This is a genomic window from Paenibacillus campinasensis (assembly GCF_002272015.1).
Classification (GTDB): Bacteria; Bacillota; Bacilli; order Paenibacillales; family Paenibacillaceae; genus Paenibacillus_AQ; species Paenibacillus_AQ campinasensis.
The window spans coordinates 20,717-33,146 of record NZ_NPBY01000011.1 but is presented as its reverse complement, the minus strand read 5'-3'; the positions used below and the strand labels follow the sequence as shown (position 1 = coordinate 33,146).

The following is a 12,430-nucleotide window of genomic DNA, read 5'->3' as shown; positions in this document are numbered from 1 at the left end:
TTGAAACCATGTCGTGACTCGTCCGTATGTACTAGATGTACACTAAATTTTTTCTGGGAGGCTCAACAGAACGATATGAAAAAAGTACTGGCGATTCTAGTGGTATTTACACTTTTCTTTGTAACGCTGGCGCCTGATTCCGCAGATGCAAGACGAGGCGGCGGATTCAAGTCCGGAACAAAGTCTTACACCAATACGCCGAAGAAGAATGACAGCAACGTTCAGCAGAGCAATTCGTCCAACAACAACACGGGTGCAACTGCTGGCTCGACAGCGAACCGTACAGGCGGTGGCGGTCTTTTTGGCGGCGGCGGATTCATGAAAGGCATGATGATCGGTGGTCTTGCAGGACTTCTGTTCGGCGGCATGTTTGCTGGTATGGGCTTCATGGGTGAGCTTCTGGGTCTTCTGATTAACCTGGTCGCCATCTGGGCCATCATTATGGTCATTATGGCTATCGTGCGCACGATCCGAAATCGTCGCAAGCCAGCTGTAGAGCAACACAACAACAATCATCATAATAACAATCGGTATTAATCAATGATTCTCAGCATGGACGAAATCGTCAATGCCATTTGCCTGCATCAGGCAGAGCGCAAAGGCGTCAAACCGACAGATGTTACTGTGGAGCTCAGCTGGGATGAAGATACAGGGTATACTGCCGAGGTATGGGTTCACGGCCGCAGTCAATACTTGATTGAGTCTAACCTTACGGAGGCGATTCTTCGCTACCTGTATACCGAATACAATATCCGGGCCTACCGTGAACAGATCAGGCTGGAACTGGAAGACGAAATCGTTGCGATTGTACAGCAGTGACCGATTCCATCAAGATGCCCCGCAAGATGAACTTCTTGCGGGGCATCTTTTTTTTCGCTATCGTTGGATGGTAATAACATGGTATTGTAGTAGAGTTTGGTAGATTGATATAATGAAGCTATTATTAGGTTTGTTAGGGGGAACGAATGTGTCGAATCGTAATCACCCATCTACCATGAACGCCAGCCATGTGAAAGCATTAATCGAAGAAGAACAGGATTTCGGGTTTGCCCGTGTGTATGCGGCAGAGCTGATATACAAGAAGAAGCCCGTATTGGATCCGGAGACACTTCAGCGCAATATGGAGCGCTATACCGGGCAAGTCAGTGCCCCCGAGCCTGAGGGGCTCACTCCTTCTATTGAGTATCACGCGCAGAGGGAGAACATTCAGAAAGAGCAGCTGCTCCATTATTTCCACCTCGACTATATGGTGCAATATGCGGAAGGCGAGCTGCCTGCACAGACAAGCCTCATTCCGATCTCCCAACGTCCGATAAGCAAATATGAATCGTCAATCCAGCACAGCAGGCACTGGCCGGAGGCGGCAGCCGTGATGAAGGAAAGTTCCTATACATGGCTGCTCGTGGACCTGATGGCCTCCGGGCTAGAGCCAAAATCCAGGCTGCAGCTGTTTACCGATGCTCTGCTGGCAGTGCTAGAGACAGCGCCAGCAGACGCGATTTATTTCCGTGAGAGCGACAAGCTGGTAGAGCCCGCTGCATGGATCGCGGCGGTTCAGAAGGGGGATTTACTATACGGGGCGATGAATATTCGTTTCTTCCCGATGCAGCATGGCGAGCACGCGCGGAAGGAAATGCTCATGGATTCTATCGGCCTTGCCGCTCTGGGCATCCCTGATGTGCAATGCCATTTCTATGACCTGGATCCGGACGAGGTAGCCAGCCGCTTGACGAGCTTCGGTCACGATCTCTTCGAACACGGCAAGCTGATCTCCGTCCTGGGCGCCAGCTCCGTCCCTCCCCTACCTGGCGCAAGGCAGTGGCGGTATGAGCACCAATATGCGCTGGCCGCACCGCATCGTGTCGTCGTGGACCTAGACCCGGGAGATCCTTATTATGCCGGGCGGCGCAACCAGCCGCACGGGAACCGTTGAACTTGATTTTAGCCCTTAGCTTCATGCCACTGAACGCTTACATCTTGTAGCCGTTGGGTGCGGGAATAGGCACGGCCCGCGGCAGCCGCGTCGCAGTCTGTTATACATGCATGAAGAGCTCTTCCCTGCTCCACCGGACCGGGAAGAGCTGCTTTTTATATTGCACGCTTCCTTCCTGGTCCACCAAGCCAAAAAACACCACTTTCGTTGTATTGCATATTCATACAATAGCTGATAGGATAGCTTTTGGAATATGTACATAACGCGATACAGCGATCTCTATTACTTAGAAGCAGGTGAACACATTTTGAAACTGTTAAAGGAATTTAAGACCTTCGCCCTTAGAGGAAACGTACTGGACTTGGCGATCGGGGTCATCATTGGCGCTGCATTCGGGAGCATCGTATCCTCTCTGGTCAATGACATCATCACACCGCTGATTGGGCTTCTGCTAGGCGGAATCAACTTCTCCGGCTTGCAGGCTACCGTAGGAGATGCCGTCATAACCTATGGCGTGTTCCTCCAATCCGTCATTGACTTCCTGATCACGGCGTTTGCAATCTTTATGTTTATCCGGTTGATCAATCGTTTCAAGCATAAGGAAGAAGAGAAGGCCGAAGAGCCACCTGCCCCTTCGAAAGAGGAAGAGCTTCTCTCCGAAATTCGTGATCTGTTGAAACAGCAAAACAACAAGCCGTCCTAAAGGCAGCACATACAGACAAACCCGCCTCCCCGGAGTATTCTTTCCGAAGCTGGCGGGTCTTTTATTTCATGTTCCGGATGAATGATTCGGCATCAGCCTCTTCTTGCTCACGGCATCAGTCCTCGTCAAAAACGATGCGGGTTGCTTTCCCGTAGGCTCGCGGAAGTCTCGGCAGCACCCGGATATCGCAATCGATATGGAGCTTCTCCTTCATATGCTCCGAGACTTTGTCACTCAGCTCGCGATCTCCCATATCGGTTTGGTACGGCTCGATCTCGATGATCAGCTTCTGAGTCGCTGTAATTTTGAAGTGATACCAGAATCCGACCTCAGGCACCTGAAGCAGGTAATGCTCCAGCATGAATGGCGAGAACATCTCACGATCCAGCATAATCTGGTTCTCCTGACGTCCTCTTAAATGAATGATTTCCAGCGGATTTCCGCAGTTGCAGCGCGCTTGCTGAAGATAGCCAATCTCACCGCTGCGATAGCGGATCATCGGCATGCCTTCTCTCAGCAAGGTCGTCACCACGATCTCCCCAACCTCCCCGTCATCGAGCAAGCGGCCGGTGTTCGGTTCAACGATCTCCACGATGACATGACCTTGAGCGACATGGTAGCCGCTGTGCTCGCTGCATTCAATCCCGATCACTCCGCATTCGGAGGAACCATAGAAGAAGGAAACCTCACAGCCCCAAATATGCTCCAGCCGCTCCCGAAACGTCGGAGAACAGCCTTCGCCGGTCAGAATGATCCGTTTCAAGCCAATCTCTCTCCGCAAGTCCATTCCAAGCTTGTCCGCTTCCTCTGCGAGCATCACCGCATACGATGGCGTAGTGGCCATTACCGAGGCTCGGAATTCCTTCATCAATTCCAGGGATTGATCGACGGGCGCCATGTAGCTGCCCTTGCCGAGCGACAGCACCATACTTCCAAAAGCGAATTGATACAATCTTTGGAAACCGAGGCCGGGAAGCGCAAATTCATAAGGCAGGGCCACCGCCACGACATCCTGCTCATTCTCCGGGAACAGCTGCGTATACTTCGGCAGCAGTTCATACACATACTGATCGTTAAGGGTGAAGGAAGTATAAATCGGCCCGCCTGTCGAACCGAAATTAACATGAACCTGGCCAACCTCCCTCCGATCACAGCACAGCAGCTTGGATTTCTCCCCACGAATATCATCCTTGCTCAGAAACGGAATACGTGTCATTTCCCCCAGATCAGCAATTTCAGGCTTGCTTAACCCCGCCTGTATGAACGCATGGCGATAGAAATCATTGTGTTTCCAGGCATGGCGTAATGTGACGTTGAGTGCATGCAGTTGATACTCTCTGATCTGCTGGCTGCTAAGCATTTCGAAGCTCAACCCGCTGCGCTCCAGCTCGTCATAATAATCCAGCAGCGGCTGCAGCGCAGGCGCAGCATCGCCCACCTTGAGCAGTATCTTTCGGGACGGTTTCCTCTGAATCAGCACTCGCCAGATCCTCCTTCGCTTCTTCCATATTTTTATGAGATTGGCTTTCCTAAATCTTCAATCAGGATTATGAAGGACGACATCCGGTCCTGCCGGATGATTCATATTTACGAAAATAACGGTTCGGGGAACAGTAAGCCGTGTGAACGATAGCGGCTTCGGGGAATACGAATTTCGCTTAACAGGGGCATATTTCTAGTATTTATTCTATTTTTGGCTTGATTATATCATTGGCGTCTAGATTTGAGTATGGGGAGAAATTGTCGTAGCATCTCTGTTTCTGTCGAGTAGATCCATACCATCTATCTCCTGCTGGACAAAGATTGCCGCCGTCTATTCACGAGGTTATCCAAGTAGAAAAAGGAGTCTCCCCCAGACCATCCGGCCTTCGGGGAAACTCCGATCCTTTTTATCATCCGCTTGTCGATCCGTTTATCACTTGCATCATGGCTCTGTAACAGCGCAGAGTCCTGCTCACATCATCCGAATCTCTCTAGATGGATGGCCCGGCATTCAAGCCGCTTACCCGCAGCTGCGACCAATCCGGCTCTATTCCTTCCGGATGCCGGATCAGCACTTGACGGCTTTCTCCCGGCAATAAATCGAAATAGTTGTCGCTGAATCGCAAATTTCCGAGCGGCAGCTCCAGTTTTACGAACCGGACAAGGCCCTCCTTGGCGGTCACGGTTACCATCCCCTCATCCGGATGGACCGCAGCCTCAAGTCGCGCGTTAGGCAGAGAAACTTCCTTCGGATCACGGAGATAGTAGCGGCCGGCAGGCGCGGCGAATCCGGCAGCCGCAAGCTCAATCAGCACCTGCCCTGGCTCATGCCCGCTCAGCACCTCAACTTCGGATCGTTCACCGAGGAGCGCTGTACTCTGCCCCGGAACCCCCGCCTCAAATGCTGAACGATGAATGACCTCACCTGCAAAAGAATATACCGTCAGCGTCACCGTTCCTTGAAGAGATTCAAGCCTGTCGTTGACCAGCCACACCTTCAGCGATTCGCCTGGCTCATGCTCCAGCGACAGCAGCACAGGATGGAAGAACGTTCTCGCATAATAATACGAGGCCTTCGGCAGCAGCTCATAATCGATCATCGACCAGCTTGTCCCCGGCCAGCTGTCGTTCAACTGCCACACGAGCGCGCCGCGGTTGCGGTGATTGTTCCGCCTGAAATGCTCAATCCCGTATTTCAGCCCTTCTGCCTGCGTCAGCATGGAGAAATTCATATATTCCTCGATATGATGCGGAATGCCGGTATAACCCTGCATCAGCAGAATCCCCTTCTGATGATTGGTATCCTTGTTGCGGTGAGCCATCTCCGGACTGCCCCAATAGAACTGCCCTTGGGGGATGTTCTTCTCCAGCGTATAGCGGTTCGCCGAAGCATGCATCCCGAATTCACTGCTGAACAGCGCATCATCCTTTTTGTAATTTTTGAAGGTCACGCCTTCCACGCTGTAGTCAAGCAGCGGCGCTTCCCCATATTTTCGCGGATAGACGGAGCCGTGCCAGACCTGCCAATTATGACGATCTCCGCAGTCCGGATCATTGACATCGTTGTCCCCGCTTGCTCCATACGGCGAAGAAGGCCAGTATGGGCGATTCGGGTCCAGCTCCTCCAGCAACGACGGGATCAATTCATGATAGATGCTCTCTCCGAAGAACGGGCCGGTAATATCCCCTGCCGCCGATTTCATGTCATACAGCCAATCAATTTCATTGTTTCCGCACCATAGCGCCAGGGAGGCACGATTGCGCAGCCTTTTGACATTGTCGATCACTTCCGCGGTGACGTTGTTCATGAAATCCTGATTGAAGTCCGGGAACAGCGCATTGGCAAAAGCAAAATCCTGCCACACCAGCACGCCTTGACGATCGCATTCGTCATAGAAAATATCTTTCTCGTAAATGCCCCCGGCCCAGACGCGGAGCATGTTCATATGTACTTCCACAGCCAGCTCTACCAGTCCGCGATAGGTCGATTCCCGAATAGCGCCGATCAAGTGATCTGCCGGAATCCAGTTCGCTCCCTTCGCATATACCTTGACACCATTTAATACAAAGGTAAATGTGTCATTCCCGTCCGGATCCTGGAGCGCCAATTCGATGGTCCGGATTCCATAACGGGTCACGTAATGATCCACTTCCTGACCATCTACCAGCAGCTTGACCTCAAGCGTATATAAATAAGGCTCACCCAGGTCATGCGTCCACCATAGGCGGGGATGAGGTACAACCAGCTCACGCTCGGTCCTTCCCCGCTCCATATTCAGCTCTGTTGAGACCACCGCCTGTCCATCCGCGTCAATCAGACAGACAGAGACAGTTGCAGCAGCATGCTTCCTGTAGGCCTTCATCCCTGCTTCGAAGCGGATGGTCGCTTCCTCTGCGCTCGCCTTGATCGTGCTTGCATATACGCCCTCCAGCTTGGCCGCATGACGGCGCTTCAGGTGGACCTTGCCCCAGATCCCGACCGTCACCATCCGCGGCCCCCAGTCCCAGCCGAAATTCATCGCTGCCTTCCGTATCCAGGGCCGCTCCTTCGTATACGAGGACCACTCGAACTGCTCCTTGTCACGATGGTGAAGGAACAGCGGATCAAACCGGACGGCCAGCGAGTTCCAGCCAGCACGAACGATACGGGTAATATCAAACGTGTGAGACATCAGCATATTGGAGGCTGATCCGATCTCATGCCCATTTACATAAATTTTGGCGAAGGTGTCCAGCCCCTCGAACACGAGCTCAAACCGTTCGTCCTGATGAGCCGCTTCGTCCACGGTAAACGTCGTCCGATACCACCATTCCTTCTGCTCGATCCAGCGGCATTTGGCATCGTTATGGCCAAAGTACGGCGGATCAATGATTCCTCGCTCGATCAGGGCCGAATGTACATCGCCCGGCACCGCAGCGCCGATCCAGAAGCGGTCATCCAGTCCGGGTGCCGCAAGCTCAAGCGGATGCTTCTCTCCCACCTCATAATGCTGTATTTTCCAAGGACCTGTCAGTTCCATGCCTTAACCTCACTTCCTACCTGTGTCTCTTCCCGATATTCGCTCGGCGTTTTTCCGACATGCTTCTTAAACAGCCTGCTGAAATATTTCACATCTTCATAACCGATCAGCAGTGAAATTTCACTCACCTTGGCCGGCGACGCTGCCAGCAGCTCCATCGCTCGCTTCATGCGCAGCTCGGTCACATAATCCCCGAATGTCGTGCCGGTCACCTTCCGAAACAGCTCCCCCAGATGCCCAGGGTGAAGATGCAGATGCCCGGCCACCTGCTGCAAGCTGATCTCCCGTAATGATGAAGATTCCACAAACGCTTTGGCCCGCCTCACATGCGCCTCGCTACCATCGCCCAGATGAGTATGATAATGATCCATAATTTCATGCAAGTAACGGAACAGGGCGCCCCGAGGCAGCAGCCCCTCCCTTTCGGTTTGCAGCCATGGCTCCATGCGGAGCTCTTCCTCCCGCCCGGTCGTGCGCAGCGTTCTTTCCAGCCAGCGATAGCCTGCCACGGCCGCCGATTGCAGACAGGCCTCCGCGGATTCGAACGTGCTCTGCGGATCAGCGGACAGCGTCTCGTACAAGCCTTCCACCCACCTGTTCAATGCCACTGGATCGTTGTCCAGCAGCAGCGTGCCAAGCGCCGTTTCCTCCTCCTGGGAGAGCAGCATTTTCCCGCCCTGACGGCTGGCAATGACCCGGTAATCCAGCACCTTTGATGACAGCAGGTGAAAATAGCGGAAGACGGAAGCGGCAGCCGTATAGCTTTGATGCGCCTGCTCAACGCTCGTCACCGTTTCTCCGATCGCCAGCCGGATATTGCATTTCAGCAGGTTCTCTACCCTGCCGATCAGATGCAGCCATCCGTCTTGCGGCTCGGCACCAGCCGGCTCTCCGCCTGCGCCAACCGCCATCAGGCCGACCAGGCTATCCTTCTGGATTGCAAATGCACTGTATGGGAGCAGGTCCTGAAGCATGTTCTGGACAGCAAACAGCAGCAGCGAAGCGGAATAACCTGGCCCATTCCAGCCCTGCGCCTCCAAGATGAGCACCTGCCAATGATAAGCGCCGGGATCCTCTCCCGCTCGTGTAAACGATTCCCCGATAAAGGAAGGCAGCTCTCCGGGCACCGGCTCTCCTTGAATCACCCATTTGTAAAATTGCCGCTCCTTCTCATCGCGGGCCATGCGGTCCTCCCGGGTCTTGTCGGCCCAGCGCTCCTGGAGCCGCTGTTTCGCTTTCAGCACGGTCTGGATAATATCCTCCGGCGGGCTCGTTTTCAGCAGATAGTCCACCACGCCCTGCCGGATCGCCTTCTGCGCGTATGCAAAATCGTTATGGCCCGACAAAATAATAATCTCGACGTCCGGCAGCCGCTCTTTCGCTTCATCCGCCATCTCAAGCCCGGTTATGCCGCTCATCCGGATGTCTGTCAGAATAATATGCGGCTTATCAACGGGCAGCCGCTCCAGCGCTTCCTCGGCCGAAGAGGCCGGCGGCAGCAAGGTGAGCCCAAGCTCGCTCCATGAAATGACACTGGACAACCCTTCGCGAATGATTTCCTCATCATCAACGATCAAAACTTTCATGGCGCCCCCTCCAACATCGGAATCGTGAATGCAATCCGGGTACCTCCGCCCTCCCGGCTGTCCACCTCAAGCTGAGCATCCGGACCGTAATGCAGCATCAGACGCTCATTCACGTTGCGCAGGCCGTAGCCGCCTTCCTCAGCGGCCCCTTCCTGATCCAAATCATTGTGATCCAGCGGCTCGTGCAGGGATCGGCGAACCTCTTCAAGCCGCTCCCGGCTCATGCCGACACCGTCATCCAGAATCAGAAAGCTCATCATCCGCCCCTCCGGACGGATCATGATCAAGATCGTGCCCGGCCCGTCTTTCTTCTGCAGCCCGTGGATCATGGCGTTCTCCACCAACGGCTGCAGGAGCAGCTTCAGCATCATTTGGTCCTTCAGGGATGCATCCACCATATAATCGACCCGGAATTTGCCGGAGTAGCGAATGTTCTGCACCCGAGCATATTGGCGAATATGATCCACTTCCTGTTCCACCGGGCAATATTCCTTGCCTTGATTCAGACTCAGCCGCAAGAACTGGCTGAGACCCTCCACCATATCTGCAATCCGCGCCTCCTTGGCCATCAGCGCAATCCAGTGAATCGAGGACAAGGTGTTGTACAGGAAATGCGGGTTGATCTGCGCCTGAAGCGCACGCATATCCGCCTCCTTCTTCCGTGCCTCTCCTCGAATCACATCCTGCTTCAGCTCCTCAATATGAGCTCCAAGCAGATTGTAGCTTTCGCCAAGCTTGCCGATCTCATCATCCGTAGTCACCGCAAAATGCGGAAGCGGACGATGCGGATTAATTCGGGTCAAGTGGCGGGCCAGCAGCTGCAGCGGACGCGTCGTTCGGCGGACGGTGAACCAGACGAGCAATACGCTGACCGCTGCCGATATGCCGACCGCAATCCCGGTCAGTCCCAGAATATAACCGTTCTCAGCACGGTACTGATCGTAGGGGATAGTGCCGATCAGAATCCAATCGGTGAGCCCTTCACGATAATACAGCACCGTGCGTTTGCCCTCATCTTCTCCGTATACCGCAGATCCGCTTTCCGCCTGCGAGACAATGGAGAAGAGGCCTGGATCATATTCGTCCAGCCTCTTCCCGAGTCTCGATTTATCCGCCGATGACAGAATGATGCCATCGGCATTCACCAGTTCAATGCGCCCCTCGCCCCGCCCGAAATCCGGACGAATCAAACTGCGGGACAGCACCCTCTCGCTCAGGCTGATGGACATCCAGCCCAGGTGGGCATAATCATGGATACTGCGAATCGGCCTCATCAAGGTGATCACATGCTGCTCCCCCGAATAGTTTACAATCCGGTACACGTCGGACCAGAACTTGCCGGGCTTCCGCTCCTTCGCAAGGCCAGGGTTCGGCAGATCGGATTCATACCAGTTGCCCGTGGACAGCTGTGCATCAAACCGCTCGGGGTAAATCGAAATATTGGCGATATAGGGCTTGGAGGTAGCCAGATTGGTCATCCGGCCCACGATCTCTGTCCGCTCATCCTCCCGGTCCTCATGCCGGAGCAAATAACTTTGAATATCCCTTTCCCCAATCAGATAGATGGATATGTTCTCGATATCCACCAGCATAAAACGAAGGTTGGCATCCAGCTGCTTCAGCATATCGATGCCGGACAGCGTAGCCTTTTCTTCCGTAATTCGGGATGAGGTTACAAAAGCGAACAGTCCGAGCGCCACCAGTGGTATAACAACCGACCCGGCAACAAGCAGAGACAGCTTCCGCCGAAGTGATGAACGAAGCCAGCGTCGCAAGGCGGATCCCCCCTCCCTATGTACTCCCTTATCCTTTCACAGCCCCGGCCGTCATCCCTTTCATCATCTGCTCCTGGAATAGAAGATACAGCAGCACCGTCGGAATGACAGAGAGTGTCATCGCCGCGAGCGTCAGCCCGTAATCGGTCTGATATCCGTCGGCGAAGTTGGCAATGGCCAAAGGCAGCGTCTTGAGTTCTGTCTTGTTAATAAATACAAGGGCGAACGAAAAATCGTTCCATGCATGCAAAAAGCTGAGTATGGTGACCGTCGCCAGCGCCGGCAGCGACATGGGCAGCATGATCCGGAAGAACAGCCCCCACAGGCCGGTGCCGTCAATAAAGGATGCCTCCTCGATGTCCCGCGGTATGCTGGTCAAATAAGCGGTCAGCACAAAAATCGCGGTCGGAAGCGCAAATGCCGTATATGGCAATATCAGAGCCCAGTATGTATTGAGCAGGGACATCTGTTTCATCAGAATGAACAATGGAACGAGGGTGCTGTGGATCGGAATCAGCATTCCGACAACAAAGAAAGCAAACATCCACCCTTTCCATTTGAACTGGAATCTGGCAAGAATAAATGAGGCCAGCGCGGCGATAAACAAGGTCAATACCAGCGACCCCAGCGATACGATGATCGAATTGACGAAGGCGCTGCCGAGCCTTGAGCTGGCCCAGGCATGGCTGAAATTGTCCCATCTCCAGATTTCAGGCAAGCCAAACGGCCGGCTGTAAAAATCCTCATTCGTTTTAAACGCGCTTATCACGAGCCAAAAGAACGGATACAACGTTAAAATACCATAGATCGTAAGGATTAGCCAAAAGATACTTTGGCCCGCTCTGCGAACGATCGAGCCTGCTCCGGCTCCGGACGGTCCCGGCTTGGCTGCGGTTGTGGCTGTTTGCATAACTCCCGTCTCCTCCTCTCTCTATAACACCTCTATCTATCTGTTTACAGCGTACGTTCATCTCGGGGATAAACGCGGATCGGCCGATGATTACACCGCATCTTTCTTCCTGGAGGCCAGCCATTGACTCGTTCCGATCAGCAGCAAGCTGATGATCACAATCGTCGTTGAGATGGCACTGCCGAAGCCATAGCGGTAAGTCGTAAATGTGGAGTTGTACATATACGTAGCCAGCAGCTCCGTTGCGTGAGCCGGTCCGCCCTTGGTCATGATGAACACCAGGTCAAATGACTTCAAGCTTCCCGATATGCACAAAATGATGGCGACCTGAACCGTGTTTTTGATCATGGGCAGCGTGATACTGACCAGTTTTCTCAGACCCGATACACCGTCGATTTTGGCAGCGTCATGAATTTCGCTTGGAATGTTCTGCAGCGCCGACACGAAGATGATCAGATACAGCCCGACAAAACTCCAGATCAGCGGCGGCACCAAGGAATAAATGGCGATCACCGGATCGGACAGCCACTGCAGTCGCCAGCTATCCAGCCCCAGCGTGTTCAGCAGAAAGTTCAAGATGCCGATCTGCGGATGATAGATGTACTGCCAGATCATCCCGATCACAACGGTGGACAGCACCATCGGCAGAAACACAGCCGAACGGAGAAATCGGTGAAGCAGGCTGCTTTTATGCAGCAGCACAGCCAGTACTAGCGCAATCGGAATCTGTCCGAATACCGAGGCGAGAACGAATATAATGTTGTTTTTTAACGCTCGCCAGAATATCGGATCACGCCATATTTCAGCATAGTTTTGCAGCCCGATATAGCTGGCCTCGCCAATGCCGGACCAATCGAAGAATCCGTAATACGCCGACCATATTACCGGGACAAAAACGAACAGGGCGTAAAGAATCACCGCCGGCGCCAGCCCTGTCATAATAAAGCGGCGGTTTTGCAGTAGGTTCATCCAGCTCACACTCCCTTGAAATGAAATTCCCCCTCCCTCACCGGGAAGGGGG

At 53.6% G+C, this 12,430-nt stretch carries 10 protein-coding genes; 4 read left to right on the top strand and 6 right to left on the bottom strand.

What is annotated here, in order from left to right; all coding sequences use genetic code 11:
• Window positions 1-75: 75 nt before the first annotated feature.
• The 4 genes from CHH67_RS03645 (at window position 76) to mscL (ending at window position 2,636) form a co-directional block, all read left to right on the top strand.
• Complete coding sequence (locus CHH67_RS03645) at window positions 76-537, top strand: hypothetical protein (RefSeq protein WP_095263628.1); 462 nt, start codon at window positions 76-78, stop codon at window positions 535-537.
• A gap of 3 nt (window positions 538-540) precedes the next feature.
• Window positions 541-819, top strand: a complete 279-nt coding sequence (locus CHH67_RS03640) for a YxcD family protein (protein ID WP_095263627.1) — start codon at window positions 541-543, stop codon at window positions 817-819.
• 148 nt (window positions 820-967) lie between these two features.
• Complete coding sequence (locus CHH67_RS03635) at window positions 968-1,933, top strand: DUF4261 domain-containing protein (protein ID WP_244908073.1); 966 nt, start codon at window positions 968-970, stop codon at window positions 1,931-1,933.
• 313 nt (window positions 1,934-2,246) lie between these two features.
• Window positions 2,247-2,636 carry a large conductance mechanosensitive channel protein MscL gene (gene mscL / locus CHH67_RS03630; protein WP_144029236.1) on the top strand — a complete coding sequence of 130 codons (390 nt, stop codon included), beginning with the start codon at window positions 2,247-2,249 and terminating at the stop codon, window positions 2,634-2,636.
• A gap of 115 nt (window positions 2,637-2,751) precedes the next feature.
• On the opposite strand, the gene CHH67_RS03625 is transcribed toward mscL, so the two are convergent.
• The 6 genes from CHH67_RS03625 to CHH67_RS03600 form a co-directional block, all read right to left on the bottom strand.
• Window positions 2,752-4,116 (bottom strand): phenylacetate--CoA ligase family protein, encoded by a 1,365-nt coding sequence (locus CHH67_RS03625; protein ID WP_095263624.1) that lies wholly within the window; start codon window positions 4,114-4,116, stop codon window positions 2,752-2,754.
• Window positions 4,117-4,609: 493 nt separating this feature from the next.
• On the bottom strand, window positions 4,610-7,138 hold the full coding sequence (locus CHH67_RS03620) for a beta-mannosidase (RefSeq protein WP_095263623.1): 2,529 nt from the start codon (window positions 7,136-7,138) through the stop codon (window positions 4,610-4,612).
• Window positions 7,129-8,724 (bottom strand): response regulator, encoded by a 1,596-nt coding sequence (locus CHH67_RS03615; protein WP_095263622.1) that lies wholly within the window; start codon window positions 8,722-8,724, stop codon window positions 7,129-7,131. Before CHH67_RS03615 ends, CHH67_RS03620 begins: the two co-directional genes overlap by 10 nt.
• The gene (locus tag CHH67_RS03610) at window positions 8,721-10,499 is read right to left on the bottom strand and encodes a sensor histidine kinase (RefSeq protein WP_095263621.1); all 1,779 of its coding nucleotides are present in this window, start codon (window positions 10,497-10,499) and stop codon (window positions 8,721-8,723) included. Before CHH67_RS03610 ends, CHH67_RS03615 begins: the two co-directional genes overlap by 4 nt.
• A 28-nt stretch (window positions 10,500-10,527) precedes the next feature.
• Window positions 10,528-11,409, bottom strand: coding sequence for a carbohydrate ABC transporter permease (locus CHH67_RS03605; RefSeq protein ID WP_095263620.1), 882 nt, complete (start codon window positions 11,407-11,409; stop codon window positions 10,528-10,530).
• Window positions 11,410-11,499: 90 nt separating this feature from the next.
• Window positions 11,500-12,378, bottom strand: a complete 879-nt coding sequence (locus tag CHH67_RS03600; protein ID WP_095263619.1) for a carbohydrate ABC transporter permease — start codon at window positions 12,376-12,378, stop codon at window positions 11,500-11,502.
• Window positions 12,379-12,430: the final 52 nt, after the last annotated feature.